Source organism: Acidovorax sp. ST3 (genome assembly GCF_003231145.1).
Classification (GTDB): Bacteria; Pseudomonadota; Gammaproteobacteria; order Burkholderiales; family Burkholderiaceae_C; genus Acidovorax.
Genome location: NZ_QKVP01000004.1, coordinates 70168 through 87565, shown reverse-complemented (window position 1 = coordinate 87565; position 17398 = coordinate 70168). Strand labels below are relative to the sequence as shown.

Genomic DNA, 17398 nt, shown 5'->3' with positions numbered 1-17398 from the left:
TGGGATTGCCTTCCCACACCACATCGCCGTTGCCGCCGGCGTTGTTGCTGCCGTCAACGCTGTTGCTGCCGAGCACCAGCGTGGCACCGCTTTCGTCGGCATTCATCAGCGCGCCGCCGTAGGCGATGACACCGCCACTGCTGCTCAAGCCGATGTTGCCGGTGAAGCTGGAGGTGTTGATATTGATCGTGGTCGAAGGGTGGCTGATCCAGATGGCACCGCCGCGTTCAGCCTTGTTCGTGATGAAGGTACTGCCGTTCACCGTGAGCAGACCAATGTTGCGGATCACGCCTCCTTCGCCGCGCGCTTCGTTGCTAGTGAAGGTGCAGTTAGTGATGTCCAGTGTGCCCCGGTTCTCGATCGCGCCGCCGCTGGATTCCGCGTAGTTGTCGATGAAGGCGCAGTTGCTGAGCGTGACGGTGGCCCCACTTGAGATGAACAGGCCGCCTCCGGAACTCAACCCGCTGCTGGCCAAGGCGCTGCCTTTCTGGACGGTGAGATTGCTGATAGTGACCGCAATCGCACTACCCGGCGGAATGTCGAATACCTGCCTGCCTGTTTTTTTCGTCGGCCCACCTTCGATCTTGGTGTTGGCTACTCCGGAACCCATGATGGTCAAAGAACGGGTGATACTCAATGGAAGAGATCCGATCAGCGTAATCAGCTTTCCGTCCAGTGCGCTTGCGAAAACGATGGTGTTGGGGCCGGCGTCCGCGCCCGTGCACCCCATTTGGGCGCTGCCCGCGTTGGTGCTTGCAATGGCATTGCGCAACGTGCAGCCGCCTGAGCCATCGTCCTTGTCGCTCGTGACCGTCACTGTTCCGGCGTGTGCCAAGCCTGTAGTGAACAGGGCGATTGCCAGCGCAGCCAAGCCAGCCAACGGTCGCTGACGCAAGGCATTCATCCATCGTTGCATGAAATCAACTCCTCGTGCGGTCCGTGGACCGGGGCCACCAATGCGGCCAGTTATGTGGGTTACGGTGCAATCAGTTCTGCGAAGGGAAGATGCCCTGCAGCGCAATGATGAAATTCAGCACGAGGAAGGGCGAGCGGTTCTCGTGGGCCTGGGAACCCCCAATGCTGGTGACAGCGGTGGAGGTGCCGCCCAGAATGCTTCCCTGACCCGCAGTGAAAGGCACATCCGCATTGGAGGAGGCCAGATAGCCATTGGCGGGTGAGGCCTGGGTACCCACTGCGCTGGATGCCTTGATGGCATGGGTGTGTGGCGGCAGTTCCTGCAGGCTCAGGGTATGAGAGTCCGTGCCCGCACGTTCCCCGAGCGTGTGGCCATTGCCTTCCATCAGGGGGCGGCGCCCCCGCAGGTCGGGAAGGGCGAAGTTGACGCGCCCGTCGCCGCCATAGGTAGTGCCCAGCAGCGAGAACAGCCCCTGGTTCTGGTTGATGGGCAGCAGTTGCCCGTTGCACAACGCCCAGCCCTTGGGGGCGAAGTTGAAACTGCTGATGCGGATTTCACCCAGGAATGGTTCAGCCATGGAATGCTCCGAAAGAAATGTCTGTGAGGGCGCCTACGTGCGGGGAGGGAAAACGCCCTGTGTAGCGATATAAAACCCCAGCGTTAGGTAGGGCGACATATTGTTGTGGGGCGCGCCGCCACCCGCTACGGCCATGGTGCCGGCTGCCATCGTGGCGTCTGAGGTCGGTGCGTAAGCCGAGGAGCGGATGCTGGACTGGGCCAGCGGCCCGTCGGGCACGTCGCTGTTTCCGATGCTCGCCACCCCCGAGATCTGGTGGGTGTGCGACGGTATCTCGGACACCTGCAGGCTGACAGTCTCTGATCCGCCGCTCTGGCCAAGGTCATAGAGGCTCAGCCCCGGACCTTGGCCCGGTCCCATGGGAGTGCGACCATTCAGATTGGGCAAGGCAAACGTACTTTTTCCGTCGCCTCCGTAGGTTGTTCCTAGTAGCGAGAACAACGCGGTGTTCTGGGCGATGGGAAGTAACTGGCCACTGCAAGGCGCCCAGCCCTTGGGGGCAAAGTTGAAGGGAAACATGCGGATTTCCGCCACGAAGGGATCGGCCATGAGGGCTCCTGGTTCAGGTGGGCGACGGGAAGATCCCGAACAGAGAGATGATGAAATTTATGACCAGATAGGGCGACATGTTGTCGTGGGGCTGGGCGCCACCAGACCACTCCACCGCGTCGGCCTTGAGTTGCACCGTTGGATTTGTACTGTTCGAGGCATAGCGAAAATCTCTAGCGGGCGTGATGCCCAGCATGCCGCCTTGGGGCGACGCCTGGGTGCCCACGCCATAGACCAGCGCATGGTTGTGTGCGGCGATCTGATTGAACGTGAGCGTGACCCACTCCACTCCGCCGGTTTCGGCAAGGAGATACCCGTTCCCAGCATGCACGGGAGCCCGGCTCTGCAGATCAGGCAGCGCGAAGGTGCTTTGCCCATCGCCTCCATAGGTGGTGCCGATGAGTTGGAACAGTGTTTCGTTCTCGGAGATGGGCAGCAGTTGGCCTGCGCAGAGCATCCAGCCCGCTGGGGCGAAATTCCCGGCAAACATACGGATCTCGCCCACATATGGTTGTGCCATGTCAATTGCTTCCGTGGATGTTGGTGATGGTTATGTAGCGAGGTAAGTGCCTAGTGCCCTGCTGCCCAGGACATCGCAAAGCCCCTGGCATGCTGTCGCACCAGCTACTGGCAAGGGGATTGCCGCGCGTTCCGGGCCTCGGTGTAGGCCTTGTACATGAATGGGGGCCAGGGTCTCGCCCGTGGTCGGATCTATGCGTACTTCGCCGCGTGGGGTTTGCAACGCGGCTTGGGCCATGGCTTTGGCCAGCACAAGGCCGTGTGCCTGCGCCCCACCGTGAATGGCTGCAGCGTGCATGCGCTGTGCCATTTCGAAGCCCAGAAGGTGGAACGGCGTTGGCAGTATGGCGCTGGCGAGTGTGTCCAGGGCAGAGGTGCCAGCATGCGTCCGCGCGGCCCAAACCTGGCTTGCCGCGAGCGCGGCGCCAGCCATTTCTTCGCCCAGCATGCCTGCTGCCACCAGCGGCACTTGCGAGGCTGTGTAAGACGCGTTCCAAAACTGCCGGAAAGCCCTGGCATCGGGTCCCGACGCCAGGACATAAACGAAGTCCGGCCGAGTTTGGCGGACCTTTTGGGCCAGAGCTTCCAGGCGACTCGTCCCGTCTGGGGCTGCGGTGAACAGCAGATCCTGTACACGTCCGCCGGCCGAGGCGAAACCACGCTCGAACGCGGGGATTTGGTCAAAGGCGCTGTCTGCCGGGCCCACTGCCACAATGGCCCGAGGGCCCAACGCCTTGGCGGCCCAGCGGCCGGTGGCCCAGGCCGTCTGCCAGTAGCCCAGGCTGTTGCGCACTACCCAGGGCGTGCGGGCTGTAGGCGCCAGGGCATTGGCCCCAGCATCGCCAACCAATAGCGGAACTCCGTACCGAGCCAGCATTGGTTCCCATTGGGCCGCAGCATTGGCACAGACAAATCCGGCCAGTACATCCACCGTGCTGGAGGCCAGCAGATCCGCAGCTGCACTCTCGGCTTGGCTGGGGCGATTGCCGTAAACGACGGGCATGATGTGCAGGTTGGCTCCCTGCGCCCAGCTTGCATAAACTTGAGCCCCCTTCATGAGTTCGTCGCCCAGCGGAGGGTATGCCTGAGAATCGGGTAGCAACATGCCAATCCGCAATGGAGCAGTGTTCGCGCCCTCGTGGGGGGAATAGAGCGATGTTCCCTCCGATGATGTTGCTTCCCCCGGTATGCCTAGCGCCAGGGAAGCCGTGGTGATGCTGGACAGGGTCACGAAGCGGCGACGGCTCTCCGACTCTGGAGTCAAGCCATCTTTCGGCGCGCATTCTTTCGAATTCATGTAGTTCTCATCCTCGTTCAAAGGCCCATCAGTTTCGGGCTCAGACAGTCAATTGACGTGTTTATGGGATGCATATGGGCTTCCATATGACCACTCCATGCGTTGTACATCTCCCTCGCTCGCGACGCAGGTAAATCCGCAGCGCTCGTACAGGCGTAGTACGGGACTGTTGCAATTGGTATGCAGCTGTAGGCCGACTCCTTCCGCCTCTGCCTCACGTTGTAGGCGAGCGATGACCGCAGTACCCACACCTTTGCCGCGTGCATGAGGGAGAATTTCAATGTTCACCAGCAACCAGCGTTCCGTATCGCGGCACACCGCCAGCATGCCCACCTCCGTGTCTTCCCAAAGCACGATGGTGCATTCAACCGGCGGCTTGTAGTCCCTGTAGCCCGCTGTGCGAAACCGGTGCTGCATGTTGCAGAAGGCCGCAATCTGTGCCTCCGGCCAGCCGATGGCCAGCAGTTCCGGCTCTCGCACTGAGCGATATACAGTGCACAAGAATGCTTCATCCAGCTCCGTAGCGGGACGCAATGCGAGAACCTGTTGCTGCTGAGTCAATGACGCGCCTACTTACTACAAACCTGACTTGCTACCCGACCAGGCAGCCCCAAACCGCAGCCTGAGCCGCAGGCCGTGGAACATATATGCAAATCTTGACGATTGCACGTAAATTTTTACCGAATGGTGAGAGCGTGGTCCTGACGCCGCAGACCTCTTGCCAACCGGAATCTCTTCGTTGCAAGGAAATTCTTGGGCTTTGCGACCTCGATTCAGTTTTGTGGACTGCGGGCTTGCACAGCATTCAGGTCGTCGCGCAGCTTCTCCAACAGCGTCAGCAACTGAGTCTGGGTTTTGGCATCACAGCCGGCCAGTAATTGTGCTGATACCTCCTGTCGAAGACCGCGCACGGCCTCCTGTAGGGTTAGGCCCTCAGGGCTCAGAGCCAGTGTTCGGCTGCGTCCATCCTCGGGGTTGGGGGTGCTGGTGATCCAGCCGCGCTCGACCAGTTGCGCCACCATGCGCGCTACTTGGGCCTTGTCGGCGCCGCTGTGGCGAACCAGGTCTTTCTGAGTTGCGCCCTTGCGGCGGCCCACGAAGCTCAGTGCACGCACCTCGTTCATCGTCAATTCCGGGTGGATGTCTGCAATGGCGCGCACCATGTGCGAACGGTAAACGTGCATCAGGTCGTGCATCGCTTCGAAGACATCGGCGGGGGGCGCGGTTTGGTGCATGGCGTAGTCAGAATGTTGACAAAATCAACCTATCGATGGATGATATGGTTGATTTTATCAACATTATTGTAATTGATGAGCATCGAAAGCCTGTCTTCTATCGCTTCGGCCGACGCCCTGACAACTACGCGTTTGAGCTACACCTTGAAAGCGCGTCACTTACAGGTGGTGCGCCGCACCCAGGTCAGCCCCGGCTTTGTGCGGCTGACCCTGGCCGGCCCCGAGCTGGCGGAGTTTGTGAGCGCCGGGTTTGACGACCACCTCAAGCTCATCCTTCCTGCGCCCGGGCAGGACCGCCCCACCTTGCCCACGCTGCAGGACGGCCGCCCCTTGTTTGACGGCCCGCGCCCCAGGCTGCGCGACTACACCCCCGCGCGCTTTGACGCCGCTGCGGGCGAGCTGGACATCGAGGTGGCCCTGCACGACGTCGGCCCCGCCACCGACTGGGCCGCCAGCGCATCCGTCGGCCAGTGGGTCGGCATTGCCGGACCGCGCGGCAGCATGGTGGTGCCCACGGGCTTTGACTGGCACTGGCTGTTGGGCGACGAAACCGCGCTGCCCGCCATCGCCCGCCGCCTAGCCGAGCTGCCCGCCAGCGCGGCGGCCACCGTGCGCATCCAGCTGAACAACCCGGCCGACCAGCGCACGCTGGCGAGCGCGGCGCAGGTGGACCTGCAGTGGGTGAACGCACTGCCTGCCGCTGTCGAAGCCCTGGCGCTGCCGCCCGGCGCGGGCTTTGTCTGGGCCGCTGGCGAACACAGCGACATGGCTGCCGTGCGCCGCGTCGTGCTGGCCAAGCCGGGTGTGGACCCGAAACGCATGCGCATCTCCGCCTACTGGAAGCGCGGGGCGGCGGACCACCACGAGGACCTGGCGAGCGCTGCGTAGTCGGCCCTTGCTTGCTGCATCACTCTCGACTTTCCTCTCAGCGCAGCAGCGTCAGCGCCGCCGCCTTCTGCACTGCTTGCGTCATGTGCTGCAGCGCCTGCACGTTCAGGCGCCAGCACTGCCAGTACAGCGGCACATCCACCGGCTTGTTCGCAATCAGCTCCACCAGTGCGCCGGTCTTCAGGTCGTCCTCCACCAGCGGGTCGGGCGTCATGCCCCAGCCCAGGCTGGCGCGGGTGGCTTTGACGAAGGCGTGGGCCTCGGGCAGCCAGTGCACGGGTGGTGAGAGCTTGCGGCGCGTGATGCGGCCCACAAAACGTGCCTGCAGCGCATCCTTGCGGTTGAACACCAGCATGGGCGCTTGCGCCAGCGTGCTGGCGTTCACCCCTTGGGCAAAGTGGTGCTCCATGAACGCAGGGCTGGCCAGCGCGCGGTAGCGCAAGGTGCCCAGCGGCAGCACCTGGCAGCCCTGCACGGGCTGGGGGTCGGCTGTCACGGCGGCCATCACGCGGCCCTCGCGCAGCAGGTTGGCGGAATGATCCTGGTCTTCCACATGGATTTCGAAGGTGATGGCCTGCCCCTCGGCCGCCTGCGCCATCGCGGCGGGGAACCAGGTGGCTAGCGAGTCGGCATTCACACCAATCGCCAGCCGCGTGGTGCTGTGCTGTCCGCTGCCAATGGTGGCCAGGGCGTCGGCCTCGCTCAGCGCCACCTCGCGCGCGTGGCGGTACAGGGCCTGCCCTGCCTCGGTCGGCGTGCAGGGCGTGGCGCGGCGCACCAGCACCTGGCCCACGCGCTCTTCCAGCAGCTTGATGCGCTGCGACACTGCCGAGCGCGTGACATGCAGCACGGCCGCCGCCCGCTCGAAGCTGCCCTCATCGATCACCGTGGCAAAGGCGTTGAGCTGGGCGGAGTCGAGTTGCATGGATGGTTAGCTATTCTGACGGATCGTTAAAAAGTATAGCTGGCGTCAACGCATGCGCTTGGCCAGAATCCGTGCCCATGGTCTCCACTGCCTTCGTTCACGGTTTCACTTCCACCGCCATGCTCATCATGGCCATCGGCGCGCAAAACGCGTTTGTGCTGCGCCAGGGCCTGCGGCGCGAGCATGTGATGCCCGTGGTGCTGGTGTGTGCGCTGTCGGACGCGGTGCTGCTGCAGGTGGGCGTGTGGGGCATGGGCGGCGTGCTGATGGCCCGGCCCGAATGGGCGCAGCTCATGCGCTGGTCGGGCGCGTTGTTTTTGCTGGTCTACGCCGCACAGACCGCCGCGCGCGCCTTGCGCCCCGGCCAGTTGCTGGTGGCCACCAGCGGCCCCGGCACCAGCCTGCGCACCACGCTGGCCACGGTGGTGGCGCTCACCTGGCTCAACCCGCATGTGTATCTGGACACCGTGGTGCTGCTGGGCACCATGGCCACGCCGTACCCGGCCTGGGGGCGTGTACTGTTTGCGGCGGGTGGCTCGCTGGCCAGCGCGCTGTGGTTCTTGTTGATCGGCCTGGGCGCCCGCTGGCTCGCGCCGCTGTTTGCCACCCCGGCGGCTTGGCGGGTGCTGGATGGGGTGACGGCGACCACCATGCTGGTGCTGGCGGGGGTGATGGCTCTAAGCTAAGAACGATAAGTTCGTTCCCATGCAGCGTTGCTTGGGGGATAGTGCGGTCATTCAGCATTTTTTGGCGTTTTTGCCTATCCTCCCGTCCATGCGCTTCAAACACCTTCTCCTGGCCGCCGCCGTTGTTGCGGCCCTGCCCCTGGCCGCACAGGCCAAGACCTTCCGCTGGTCCCGCTCGGTGGACATTTCCACCTGGGACATCCACACCCAGAACGTGGGCGTGAACAACACCATGCACGGCGCGGTGTACGACACGCTGGTCGAATACAACAGCAAGACCTTTAAGCCCGAGCCGTCGCTGGCCACCGAGTGGAAGCTGATCAAGCCCACGCAGCTGCGCCTGACGCTGCGCAAGGGCGTGAAGTTCAGCGACGGCAGCGAGTTCACGGCCGACGATGCCAAGTTCTCGCTGGAGCGCGCCAAGGCCAAAAGCTCCAACTTCGCCGTCTACACCCAGGGCATTGACCGCGTGGAAAAGGTCGACGCCTACACCATCGACATCCATTCGGACCTGCCCAACCCCGTGTTGGTGAACCAGCTCACCGAGCTGCGCATCATGAGCAAGGTCTGGGCCGAAAAGAACAAATCGGTCGAGCCCAAGGACATCAAGACCAAGGACGAGAACTTTGCACACCGCAACGCGCTGGGCACCGGCCCCTACCAGCTCAAGCAGTGGACGCCCGACCAGCGCGTGGTGCTGGAGCCCAACCCCCACTGGTGGGGCAAGGGCAAGTACCCCACCAACCTGACCGAGATCATCTACACCCCCATCAAGGCCGACGCCACGCGCACGGCGGCGCTGTTGTCGGGTGAGGTGGACTTTGTGATCGACCCCAGCCTGCAAGACCTGGCGCGCATCAAGCAGACGCCCACCCTGCAGGTGCTGGAAGGGCCGGAGTACCGCACCATCTTCCTGGGCCTGGACCAGTTCCGCGACGAGCTGCCCGGCTCGGACGTGAAGGGCAAGAACCCGCTCAAGGACCTGCGCGTGCGCAAGGCGCTGTACCAGGCCATCGACATCCAGTCCATCCAGCGCGTGGTGCTGCGTGGTCTGGCCCAGCCCACGGGCACGCTGATCGCCAACCAGGTGAACGGCTGGACCAAGAAGGCCGACGTTCGCTACCCCTACGACCCCAAGGCCGCGCAAAAGCTGCTGGCCGATGCGGGCTACCCCAACGGTTTTGAAGTGGACTTTGCGTGCAGCGCGGGCCGCTACATCAACGACGAGCAGCTGTGCCAGGCCATCACCTCGCACTGGGCCAAGGTGGGCGTGAAGGCCAAGCTGCGCTCGCTGCCATTTGCGACCTACTTCCCCATGATTCAGCGCAACGAGGCCAGCATCTACCTGCTGGGCTGGGGCGTGCCCACGTTTGACGCGTTCTACAGCCTGCAGTCGCTGGTGCGCTCGCCCGGTGCGGGCGGTGATGGCAACTTCAACCTGGGCCGCTTCTCTGACCCGCAGATGGACGCGCTGATCGAGCGCGTGAAGAAGGAAACGGACACTGCGACGCGCAATGGCCTGATCGAGCAGGCGCTGATCAAGGAGCACGAGCTGGTGTCGCACATCCCCCTGTACAACCAGGTGATTCCGTGGGCGGGCACCAAGAAGGTGGAGATCATCCACCGCGCGGACAACCGCATTGACTGGCGGTATTTGAAGGTGAATTGATCGCCGTCGCCAGCAAAAAGCCCCGGTGCTTCTGACCCGAAGCACCGGGGCTTTTTTGTGTCCGCCGTGGGCGTTTCAGGCCATTGCTCGCTGCACCGCCGGGCGCTGCAGCATGCGCTGCGTGTGTGCAAACACCTTCGGAAACTGGGCTATATCCACACCGTCGCTGTGCAGCCAGGTGCCGATGGTGAACAGATAGCCGTCGGCCACCGTGTATTGCTCGCCCATCACCCAGGGCCCCTGGTCCGCGTTCGGCAGGTAGTGGCTTTCGATGAGGTTGAAACACTCCGTCATGTTCTGCGGCACCTTGCGCTGCATCGCTGCCTGGGCCTCGGGCTCGTCGGCCCAGCGGCTGGCGCGGGGGCGGTGGGCATGGGCGATGTGCACGGTGGACGCGAGGTAGCTGTGGAACTCCTGCAAACGCGCAAAGCCGTAGGCGTCGGCGGGCGCCAGGCGCGTTGCGGGAAAGCTCTGCGCCACATAGGCCAGCAGTGCAGGGGTCTCCGTCAGCGTGCCTTGCGGCGTGGCCAGCGCGGGCACGCGGCCCTTGGGGTTCACCGCCAGGTACTCGGGTGTGCGTTGCTGGCCGGCCGCGAAGTCCACGCGCACCAGGTCGTAGGGAGCACCCGCCTCTTCCAGTGCGATGCGAACGGCCTGCGCGCAGGTGCCGGGGGTGTAGTACAGCGTGAGTTGGGTCATGGTTGATGTGCTATGAATTAAATAGCTGTTTGCGCATATTCCACAAGCGCCTGCAGCCGATATTGATCGAAATGACTCAGTGCAGGCCGCGTGTGCGGGCCATCAGCCGCACCAGGCCCAGCAAGGCATCGGTGTGGGGCGTGGGCGTGTGGGTGATCTGCCCCAGCTCGCGCACGGCGCCCACCAGGGCGTCGATCTCCAGGGGCTTGTTCGCTTCCACGTCCTGCAGCATCGAGGTCTTGAACGCGCCCAGCTTGCGCGTGACGGCGTGGCGGTCTTCGGGCTGCTGGTCAATTGGCAAGCCCAGCTTTTCGCCAATGGCCTTGGCTTCCAGCATCACCGCGCTCACAAAGCCGCGCACCAGGTCGTCGTCCAGGATGCGGTCGGTGGTGGCGCCGGTGAGTGCACTGATGGGGTTGACCGTGAGGTTGCCCCACAGCTTGAACCAGATGTCTTTCTGGATGGTGGTGCTCACCTCCACATCGATGCCGCCGCGCTGCAGCGTGTCGGCCAGTGCTTGCAAGCGCTCGCTGCGGCTGCCATCGGGCTCGCCCACGATGAGGCGGTTGCCGAAGTGCTGTTTGACGAAGCCCGGTGCCTCCAGCGAACAGCTGGTGTGCACCACACTGCCCACCACATGGCTCGTCGGGATAGCACTGGCGATCACGCCGCCCGCGTCCACGGATTCCAGGGCACGCCCCTGCGCCGCGCCGCCAAAGCCGTCAAGGAACCACCACGGCACGCCGTTCATGGCGGTGAGCACGATGGTGTCGGGCCCGATCAGCGGGGCCATTGCACGCGCCACGTCAGGCAGGCCCGGCGCCTTGACGGCCACCACCACCAGGTCTTGCACGCCCAGGGCCGCCGGGTCGTTGTGGGCCGTGACGGCCACCTGCGCCAGCGTGCCGTCGGGGCGCCGCATGCGCAGCCCTTCGGCCTGCAGGGCACGCAGCGTGTCGCCCCGCGCCACCATGCAGACGGTGTGGCCTGCCTGCGCCAGGGCCACGCCCAGCCAGCCGCCGATGGCGCCCGCGCCGTAAATACATGCTTTCATGGATGTTTGTCCTCGGGTCTGAAAGAAGAAAAGTTCAGTAGCCTGCGGGCCGTGTGGAGGCAGCACTTGGCGCGCTGCGGTAGCGTGCCAGCAGCTCCTGCGCAGCGCTCACCAGCAGCATGGTGTCCACGCCCACGGCCACAAACAGCGCCCCGGCCGCCAGCCATTGGCGCGCCTGCGATTCGGTGGTGGCCAGGATGCCCGGCGCCTTGCCTGCACGCAGGATGCGCGCAATGCCGTCGTGGATGGCGGCTTGCACATCCGGGTGCCCCGGGTTGCCGGGGTGGCCCATCGAGGCCGACAGGTCGGCCGGGCCGATGAACACGCCGTCCACACCGGGCGTGGCGGCAATCGCGTCCAGGTTGGCCATGGCCTCCACCGTCTCGGCCTGCACCAGCAGGCAGATCTGCTGGTTGGCCTCGTGCACGTACTGCGGGTAGGCCTGCCAGCGCGATGAGCGGGCCAGCGCGCTGCCCATGCCGCGCAAGCCTTCGGGCGCATAGCGCGTGGCGCGCACCAGTTGCTGGGCCTGCTCGGGTGTATCGACCATGGGCACCAGCAAGGTTTGTGCGCCGATGTCCAGGTACTGCTTGATGAGTGCCGTGTCACCCACCGGCACCCGGGCGATGGGGTGGGGCGCCTGCATTCCGGGGGGCAGGGCGCTGGTGGCGCTGGCGATGGCCTGCAGCTGGTGCAGGATGGAGCGCAGGTCGTTGGGTGCGTGTTCGCCATCGACCAGCAGCCAGTCGTAACCGGTGCCCGCGAGGATTTCGGCGCTGTAGCTATTGGCCAGCCCGAGCCAGAGGCCGATTTGCGCCTGGCTTTGCGCCATGGCCTGTTTGAAGCGGTTGGTGGGTGTCTGCAATGTCAACTCCGTGCGGTGCCAAGCCCGCCATCGTACGGGCTGTTGTCTTTGTGTGCGGGGCGGGTCGCTATAGTCGGCTGCCCCTGCTTTTGCGTTCGCCCACCGACACCTGCCATGGCCAAAGAAAAAACCACGTTCACCTGCACCGAGTGCGGCGGCACCAGCCCGCGCTGGCTGGGCAAATGCCCGTCCTGCGGCGCCTGGAACACGCTGATCGAGCAAGTGGCCGAGGCCGGGCCGGGCAAGAACCGCCTGAGCACGCCCCAAGGCTACGCGGGCCTGGCCAACGCGCAACCCGTGCTGCCGCTGGCGGCCATTGAAGCGCAGGACGTGGCCCGCACCCCGAGCGGCATCGACGAGCTGGACCGCGTGCTGGGCGGCGGCATTGTGGAGGGCGGCGTGGTGCTGATCGGCGGCGACCCGGGCATTGGCAAATCCACCCTGCTGCTGCAGGCCATGGACGCGCTGCAGCGCGCGGGCCTGCCCACGCTGTATGTGACGGGCGAGGAAAGCGGTGCGCAGGTGGCGCTGCGCTCGCGCCGCCTGGGCATTGAGGGCAGCCAAGTGCAACTGCTGGCTGAGATCCAGCTCGAAAAGATCCTGGCGACAGTGGACGCCACGCAACCGGCCGTGGTCGTCATCGACTCCATCCAGACCACCTATTCCGACCAGCTCACCAGCGCGCCAGGCTCGGTGGCCCAGGTGCGCGAATGCGCGGCGCACCTCACGCGCATGGCCAAGGGCACGGGCATCGCCGTCATTCTGGTGGGCCATGTGACCAAGGAAGGCGCGCTGGCCGGCCCGCGCGTGCTGGAACACATGGTGGACACGGTGCTGTACTTCGAAGGCGACACGCACAGCCAGTTCCGCCTGGTGCGCGCCATCAAGAACCGCTTTGGCGCCGTGAACGAGATCGGTGTGTTTGCGATGACCGAGAAGGGCCTCAAGGGCGTGAGCAACCCGAGCGCCATCTTTTTGAGCCAGCACAGCGAGCCGGTGCCCGGCAGCTGCGTGATGGTGACGCTGGAGGGCACGCGCCCCCTGTTGGTCGAGATCCAGGCGCTGGTGGACAGCGGCGGGCCCAGCCCACGGCGCCTGTCCGTGGGCCTGGACAAGGACCGCCTGGCCATGCTGCTGGCCGTGCTGCACCGCCACGCGGGCGTGGCCTGCATGGACCAGGATGTGTTCGTGAACGCCGTGGGCGGCGTGCGCATCAGCGAGCCTGCGGCCGATTTGGCGGTGATGTTGTCCATCACCTCCAGCCTGCGGGGCAAGGCGCTGCCGCGCGGCTTCCTGGCCTTTGGCGAAGTGGGGCTTGCAGGTGAGGTGCGCCCTGCGCCGCGCGGGCAAGAGCGCCTGAAAGAAGCCGCCAAGCTGGGCTTCAGCGTGGCCGTCGTGCCCAAGGCCAATGCGCCGAAGAAGCCCATCGAAGGGCTGATCATCCACGCGGTGGAGCGGGTGGAAGAGGCCATGGACGTGGTCCGGGGCTTGTAAACCCTGTCTACGCAATGCCCACAGCGCTGCGCCTGCGCCGCCGTATGACAATCGGGCCTATGAATTTGCGCAATATCCTGGTGCCCCTGGGGGCGGTGGCCCTGGTCGGGTTTGGTTTTACCGCCTACGGCTGGGCCGGTGTGGCGGCGGTGGTGGGCGGGCTGGTCATGTGGGCGCTGCTGCACTTCACGCGGCTGGTGAATGTGATGAAGAAGGCCGCCAAGCGCCCCATCGGCTACGTGGGCAGCGCGGTGATGCTGAACGCGCGGCTGGCCGAGGGCGTCAACCTGATGCATGTGGTGGCCATGACGCAGGCGCTGGGCGAGCTGCTGTCGGCCGAAGGTGCCGACCCGGAGATCTACCGCTGGACCGACGGCACCCGTTCGCACGTGACCTGCGAATTTCGCCAGGGCAAGCTGGTGAAGTGGACGCTGGAGCGCCCCGCGGCAGACGCTGACACCCCCGCCCAAGGGGCATAGGCCTCGACCGGGTTCCGGCGGGTTTGCTGCGCTGCACGGGCGGGAGGCGGTTCCTGGCGGGCTGGGGGCCCGTAAAATCCTGCTTTTGCGACCCACAGCAACCAAAGGACACCCATGAGCCCCGTAGTTCCCTCGATGGCCGACCGTGACGGCAAGATCTGGATGGACGGCCAGATGGTCGATTGGCGCGATGCCAAGATCCATGTGCTGACCCACACCCTGCACTACGGCTGCGGCGCCTTCGAAGGCGTGCGCGCCTACAACACCGCCAACGGCACGGCGATCTTCCGCCTGGAAGAGCACACCGACCGTCTCTTCAACAGCGCCAAGATCCTGCGCATGAAGATCCCGTTCACCAAGGAAGAAGTGAACGAGGCCCAGAAGGCCGTGGTGCGCGAGAACAAGCTCGAATCCTGCTATCTGCGCCCATTGACCTGGATCGGCTCGCAAAAGCTGGGTGTTTCGCCCAAGGGCAACCAGATTCACCTGATGGTCGCGGCCTGGGCCTGGGGCGCTTACCTGGGGGAGGAAGGCCTCAAGCGCGGCATCCGCGTCAAGACCAGCAGCTACACCCGCCACCACGTCAACATCACCATGACGCAGGCCAAGGCGGTGAGCAACTACACCAACTCCATCCTGGCCAACATGGAAGCCACGGACGACGGCTATGACGAGGCTCTGCTGCTGGACAGCTCGGGCTTTGTGTCCGAAGGCGCTGGCGAAAACATCTTCGTGATCAAGAACGGCATGATCTACACGCCCGACCTGTCGGCCGGTGCCCTGAATGGCATCACCCGCAACACGGTGTTCCACATCGCCAAGGACCTGGGCCTGGAGATCGTGCAAAAGCGCATCACGCGCGACGAGGTGTACATCGCCGACGAGGCCTTCTTCACTGGCACGGCCGCTGAAGTCACGCCCATCCGCGAACTCGACAGGATTGAGCTGGGCAGCGGTTCGCGCGGCCCGATCACCGAAAAAATCCAGAGCGCCTTCTTCGACATCGTCGGTGGCCGCAATCCCAAATACGCCCACTGGCTGACGAAAGTGTGACAACCCCCTGAGCCGCTGCGCGGCTTCCCCCTTCTCTCGGCTGCGCCGGGAAGGGAGACGACGCCAGTGGCCGGGCAAAGCCCGCTCCACGGCGTCCGCTGGCCGAGGACGCGGCCAGTTTCAAGCACTGCACCCCAGAGTGCGCCAAAGAGAACCCAACCCTATGTCACAAGCTACCGTAGAACTCCTGGCCAAAGACCTGAATGCCCAAGGCGGCGTCTTTTGCCCCAGCCCCAAGGCCGACATGAAGCTGTGGAACAGCCACCCCAAGGTGTACCTGGACGTGGCCCGCACGGGTGAAGCCAAGTGCCCGTACTGCGGCACGGTGTACCGGCTGAAGGCCGGAGAGCATGTGCACGCTGGCCACTGACCGGTTGATGGGTTGATGCCAGTTGCAACCGGCGGCGCAGCGGCGCCGCCCACGTTGACCGTGGCGGTGCTGACCCTCAACGAGGCGCACCGCATCGAAGCCTGCCTGCAAAGCGCCGCGTTTGCCGACCAGTTGCTGGTGGTGGACAGCGGCAGCACGGATGACACCGTGGCCATCGCCCAGCGCCTGGGCGCGGAAGTCCACAGCTACCCCGACTGGAAGGGCTTTGCCGTGCAGCGCAACCGGCTGCTGGCCCATGCGCGGGGTGACTACATCTTCTTTCTGGATGCCGACGAGGTGATGACACCGGCGTTCGCCCAGGAACTGCAGGCCATCGTGCGCTCGGGTGCGCAGGCCGTGTGGACCATCCGCTGGCGCATGGTGGCCTACGGGCACGAACTCACGTACTTTCGCTCGCAATCGCAGATCGAGCGCCTGTTCGTGCGCGCCATGGTCCGCGAGTTCACGGGCGTGGTGCACGAGCAGGCCGAACTGTTGCCACCACCGGGCGGTGGCGCCGTGCCGCGCCGCCTGATCCAAGCGCGGCTGCTGCACTACTCGCGCACCACGGTGCGCGGCAGCCTGGAAAAGCTCACGCAGTACGCGATGTTGGGGGCGGCCAAGCGGGCCGCGACCGGCAAGAAGGGCGGCGTGGTGCGCGGCCTGGCCTCGGGCACCAGCATGTTCCTGCGCCTGTATGTGTTCCGTCTGGGGTTCCTGTGTGGCGGGGCTGGTTTTTTGTATTGCCTGTTTGTGGCGCTGGAGGCGTTCTTCCGGTATGCCGCCCTGGAGTACGACCACCAGCAACTGAGTGAGAGCGTGCGCCGTTGACCAAAGCTGACGATCTTTTTGTGCGCCTGTCGGGCGTGGCGGCGTTCATGGTGCCGGGCCTGGCGCTGTGGGTGCGCTCGGGCTATTCGTGGGGCGCGGTGGTGCTGCTGTTGTGCAGCCTGGCCACCGCCGGGGTGTGGCTGCGGCGCTGGCCGGGGCGCGATGCCTGGCTGCTTTTTGGCTCCATCGTGGCGATGGGCACGGTCTGGGCGCTGGACTTTGACCCGGCCCAGGGCAGCTGGTCCAACCTGGACCGGCCCGCCAAATACCTGTTGGCGCTGTCTTGCCTGCTGTACGTGCTGGCCTATCCCCCGCGGGTGCGCTGGCTCTGGGCCGGTATCGCGGTGGGCGCCTGCGGGGCGGGCCTGATCGGCATGTACCAGGCTCTGGTGCTGCACCTGCCACGCGCCAATGGCTTTACCAATGCGATCCAGTACGGCGGGCTCAGCCTGCTGCTGGGGTTGATGTGCTCGGTGGCGCTGCTGGTGCTGTGGGACCGCTGGAAGCCCTGGCAACGTGCGGGCTGGGCGGTGGGCATTCTGCTGGGGCTGGAAGGATCGCTGCTGTCTGAGTCGCGCGGGGGCTGGGTGGTGCTGCCCATGGCGCTGCTGCTGTGTGTCTGGCTCCAGGGGCGCTCCGGCCAGCCCCGCAGGGCCATCGTCGGTGCCGTGCTGGTTGTGTTGGGGGCGGTGGGCCTGATGGCCTTCAAGGCCAACGAGGTGCGCCTGCGCGTGGATGAGGCGCGGCAGGAGATCACGCAGTACGAGTCGCGGGGCGATGCGGCCAGTTCAGTGGGCCAGCGTCTGGCGCACTGGGGACTGGCCTGGCGCATGGGCCTGGACCGCCCCTGGACCGGCTGGGGACGCTACGGCTACGAGGCCGAGAAACAGCGCCGCGTGGCTGCCGGCGAGGCGCACCCGATTATTTTGCAGTTCAGCCACGCCCACAACGAGCTGCTGGACATCTTTGCCAAGCGCGGCATCCCTGGTGTGGTCGTTCTGCTGTTTTTCTATGGTGTGCCCCTGGTGCTGTTCTGGCCCACGCGGAGGCGCGTGTTCCCGGGGGCTGCGGGTGTGCTCGATGCTGAAGGGCTGTGCCTGCGCATGATCGGCGTGCTGCTGCCCGTGTCGTATATGGGCTTTGGCACCACCCAGGTGTTTTTGGGGCACAACAGCGGCACCATGTTCTACCTGTTCATGGGCATGCTGGTGCTGGCCATCCTGCAAGGCCGCGAGCGCCTGCGGCTGCAAACGCCCGGGCAAGCCGCAGCCTCCCTTTCCTGAAGGACCTCT

General features: G+C 64.9%; 20 protein-coding genes. 10 read left to right on the top strand and 10 right to left on the bottom strand.

Annotated features, from left to right (window positions below; all coding sequences use genetic code 11):
* Positions 1-608: 608 nt before the first annotated feature.
* Positions 609-890, top strand: a complete 282-nt coding sequence (locus DNK89_RS24570; RefSeq protein WP_203422260.1) for a hypothetical protein — start codon at positions 609-611, stop codon at positions 888-890.
* 96 nt (positions 891-986) lie between these two features.
* On the opposite strand, the gene DNK89_RS13120 is transcribed toward DNK89_RS24570, so the two are convergent.
* The 6 genes from DNK89_RS13120 to DNK89_RS13095 all read right to left on the bottom strand — a co-directional run bounded on the left by DNK89_RS13120 (position 987) and on the right by DNK89_RS13095 (position 5093).
* A complete protein-coding gene (locus DNK89_RS13120; protein WP_110960472.1) occupies positions 987-1493 on the bottom strand; it encodes a phage tail protein in 507 nt (168 codons plus the stop codon).
* A 33-nt stretch (positions 1494-1526) separates the two neighbouring features.
* Positions 1527-2042, bottom strand: a complete 516-nt coding sequence (locus DNK89_RS13115) for a phage tail protein (RefSeq protein WP_110960471.1) — start codon at positions 2040-2042, stop codon at positions 1527-1529.
* 13 nt (positions 2043-2055) lie between these two features.
* A complete protein-coding gene (locus DNK89_RS13110; RefSeq protein ID WP_110960470.1) occupies positions 2056-2562 on the bottom strand; it encodes a phage tail protein in 507 nt (168 codons plus the stop codon).
* A gap of 30 nt (positions 2563-2592) precedes the next feature.
* Positions 2593-3858, bottom strand: a complete 1266-nt coding sequence (locus DNK89_RS13105) for an ABC transporter substrate-binding protein (RefSeq protein WP_110960469.1) — start codon at positions 3856-3858, stop codon at positions 2593-2595.
* A gap of 48 nt (positions 3859-3906) precedes the next feature.
* The gene (locus tag DNK89_RS13100; RefSeq protein WP_110960468.1) at positions 3907-4419 is read right to left on the bottom strand and encodes a GNAT family N-acetyltransferase; all 513 of its coding nucleotides are present in this window, start codon (positions 4417-4419) and stop codon (positions 3907-3909) included.
* Between the two features lie 212 nt (positions 4420-4631).
* Entirely contained in the window at positions 4632-5093 is a 462-nt protein-coding gene (locus DNK89_RS13095) for a MarR family winged helix-turn-helix transcriptional regulator (protein WP_110960467.1), read from the bottom strand.
* A gap of 75 nt (positions 5094-5168) precedes the next feature.
* Between DNK89_RS13095 and DNK89_RS13090 the strand changes: the two genes are divergently transcribed.
* The gene (locus DNK89_RS13090) at positions 5169-5981 is read left to right on the top strand and encodes a siderophore-interacting protein (RefSeq protein WP_110960466.1); all 813 of its coding nucleotides are present in this window, start codon (positions 5169-5171) and stop codon (positions 5979-5981) included.
* A 37-nt stretch (positions 5982-6018) separates the two neighbouring features.
* Here the strand turns inward: DNK89_RS13090 and DNK89_RS13085 are convergent, their stop codons facing one another.
* Positions 6019-6906 carry a LysR family transcriptional regulator ArgP gene (locus DNK89_RS13085; RefSeq protein WP_110960465.1) on the bottom strand — a complete coding sequence of 296 codons (888 nt, stop codon included), beginning with the start codon at positions 6904-6906 and terminating at the stop codon, positions 6019-6021.
* Between the two features lie 77 nt (positions 6907-6983).
* Between DNK89_RS13085 and DNK89_RS13080 the strand changes: the two genes are divergently transcribed.
* Both DNK89_RS13080 and DNK89_RS13075 read left to right on the top strand, forming a co-directional pair.
* On the top strand, positions 6984-7592 hold the full coding sequence (locus DNK89_RS13080; protein WP_110960464.1) for a LysE/ArgO family amino acid transporter: 609 nt from the start codon (positions 6984-6986) through the stop codon (positions 7590-7592).
* 88 nt (positions 7593-7680) lie between these two features.
* Positions 7681-9261, top strand: coding sequence for an ABC transporter substrate-binding protein (locus DNK89_RS13075; protein ID WP_110960463.1), 1581 nt, complete (start codon positions 7681-7683; stop codon positions 9259-9261).
* 75 nt (positions 9262-9336) lie between these two features.
* Here DNK89_RS13075 and DNK89_RS13070 read toward each other — a convergent pair whose 3' ends face one another.
* The 3 genes from DNK89_RS13070 to hpaI form a co-directional block, all read right to left on the bottom strand.
* Positions 9337-9960 carry a glutathione S-transferase family protein gene (locus tag DNK89_RS13070; RefSeq protein WP_110960462.1) on the bottom strand — a complete coding sequence of 208 codons (624 nt, stop codon included), beginning with the start codon at positions 9958-9960 and terminating at the stop codon, positions 9337-9339.
* Between the two features lie 76 nt (positions 9961-10036).
* A complete protein-coding gene (locus DNK89_RS13065; protein WP_110960461.1) occupies positions 10037-11014 on the bottom strand; it encodes a 2-dehydropantoate 2-reductase in 978 nt (325 codons plus the stop codon).
* Between the two features lie 34 nt (positions 11015-11048).
* Positions 11049-11879: a 4-hydroxy-2-oxoheptanedioate aldolase gene (gene hpaI, locus DNK89_RS13060; protein WP_110960460.1), complete on the bottom strand. Its 831-nt coding sequence runs from the start codon at positions 11877-11879 to the stop codon at positions 11049-11051.
* Between the two features lie 114 nt (positions 11880-11993).
* Here hpaI and radA point away from each other — a divergent pair, with 114 nt between their 5' ends.
* The 6 genes from radA (at position 11994) to DNK89_RS13030 (ending at position 17389) form a co-directional block, all read left to right on the top strand.
* Positions 11994-13373 carry a DNA repair protein RadA gene (radA, locus tag DNK89_RS13055; RefSeq protein WP_110960459.1) on the top strand — a complete coding sequence of 460 codons (1380 nt, stop codon included), beginning with the start codon at positions 11994-11996 and terminating at the stop codon, positions 13371-13373.
* 59 nt (positions 13374-13432) lie between these two features.
* The gene (locus tag DNK89_RS13050) at positions 13433-13852 is read left to right on the top strand and encodes a glycerate kinase (RefSeq protein ID WP_110960458.1); all 420 of its coding nucleotides are present in this window, start codon (positions 13433-13435) and stop codon (positions 13850-13852) included.
* A 114-nt stretch (positions 13853-13966) separates the two neighbouring features.
* Positions 13967-14905, top strand: coding sequence for a branched-chain amino acid transaminase (locus DNK89_RS13045; protein WP_110960457.1), 939 nt, complete (start codon positions 13967-13969; stop codon positions 14903-14905).
* Between the two features lie 163 nt (positions 14906-15068).
* On the top strand, positions 15069-15275 hold the full coding sequence (locus tag DNK89_RS13040; protein ID WP_056057299.1) for a zinc-finger domain-containing protein: 207 nt from the start codon (positions 15069-15071) through the stop codon (positions 15273-15275).
* 15 nt (positions 15276-15290) lie between these two features.
* The gene (locus tag DNK89_RS13035) at positions 15291-16106 is read left to right on the top strand and encodes a glycosyltransferase family 2 protein (protein ID WP_110960456.1); all 816 of its coding nucleotides are present in this window, start codon (positions 15291-15293) and stop codon (positions 16104-16106) included.
* Positions 16103-17389 (top strand): O-antigen ligase, encoded by a 1287-nt coding sequence (locus DNK89_RS13030; RefSeq protein WP_110960455.1) that lies wholly within the window; start codon positions 16103-16105, stop codon positions 17387-17389. Before DNK89_RS13035 ends, DNK89_RS13030 begins: the two co-directional genes overlap by 4 nt.
* The last annotated feature ends 9 nt before the right edge of the window (positions 17390-17398 follow it).

What these genes read in the sequence shown, in the direction of transcription:
- DNK89_RS13045 (WP_110960457.1), top strand. Translation starts at nt 13,967, where the DNA reads ATGAGCCCCGTAGTTCCCTCGATGGCCGACCGTGACGGCAAGATCTGG.
- radA (WP_110960459.1), top strand. Translation starts at nt 11,994, where the DNA reads ATGGCCAAAGAAAAAACCACGTTCACCTGCACCGAGTGCGGCGGCACC.
- DNK89_RS13070 (WP_110960462.1), bottom strand. Translation starts at nt 9,960, where the DNA reads ATGACCCAACTCACGCTGTACTACACCCCCGGCACCTGCGCGCAGGCC.
- DNK89_RS13035 (WP_110960456.1), top strand. Translation starts at nt 15,291, where the DNA reads ATGCCAGTTGCAACCGGCGGCGCAGCGGCGCCGCCCACGTTGACCGTG.
- DNK89_RS13065 (WP_110960461.1), bottom strand. Translation starts at nt 11,014, where the DNA reads ATGAAAGCATGTATTTACGGCGCGGGCGCCATCGGCGGCTGGCTGGGC.
- DNK89_RS13090 (WP_110960466.1), top strand. Translation starts at nt 5,169, where the DNA reads ATGAGCATCGAAAGCCTGTCTTCTATCGCTTCGGCCGACGCCCTGACA.
- DNK89_RS13110 (WP_110960470.1), bottom strand. Translation starts at nt 2,562, where the DNA reads ATGGCACAACCATATGTGGGCGAGATCCGTATGTTTGCCGGGAATTTC.
- DNK89_RS13050 (WP_110960458.1), top strand. Translation starts at nt 13,433, where the DNA reads ATGAATTTGCGCAATATCCTGGTGCCCCTGGGGGCGGTGGCCCTGGTC.
- DNK89_RS13075 (WP_110960463.1), top strand. Translation starts at nt 7,681, where the DNA reads ATGCGCTTCAAACACCTTCTCCTGGCCGCCGCCGTTGTTGCGGCCCTG.
- DNK89_RS13040 (WP_056057299.1), top strand. Translation starts at nt 15,069, where the DNA reads ATGTCACAAGCTACCGTAGAACTCCTGGCCAAAGACCTGAATGCCCAA.
- DNK89_RS13105 (WP_110960469.1), bottom strand. Translation starts at nt 3,858, where the DNA reads ATGAATTCGAAAGAATGCGCGCCGAAAGATGGCTTGACTCCAGAGTCG.
- DNK89_RS13080 (WP_110960464.1), top strand. Translation starts at nt 6,984, where the DNA reads ATGGTCTCCACTGCCTTCGTTCACGGTTTCACTTCCACCGCCATGCTC.
- DNK89_RS13095 (WP_110960467.1), bottom strand. Translation starts at nt 5,093, where the DNA reads ATGCACCAAACCGCGCCCCCCGCCGATGTCTTCGAAGCGATGCACGAC.
- DNK89_RS13115 (WP_110960471.1), bottom strand. Translation starts at nt 2,042, where the DNA reads ATGGCCGATCCCTTCGTGGCGGAAATCCGCATGTTTCCCTTCAACTTT.
- DNK89_RS24570 (WP_203422260.1), top strand. Translation starts at nt 609, where the DNA reads ATGATGGTCAAAGAACGGGTGATACTCAATGGAAGAGATCCGATCAGC.
- DNK89_RS13085 (WP_110960465.1), bottom strand. Translation starts at nt 6,906, where the DNA reads ATGCAACTCGACTCCGCCCAGCTCAACGCCTTTGCCACGGTGATCGAT.
- DNK89_RS13120 (WP_110960472.1), bottom strand. Translation starts at nt 1,493, where the DNA reads ATGGCTGAACCATTCCTGGGTGAAATCCGCATCAGCAGTTTCAACTTC.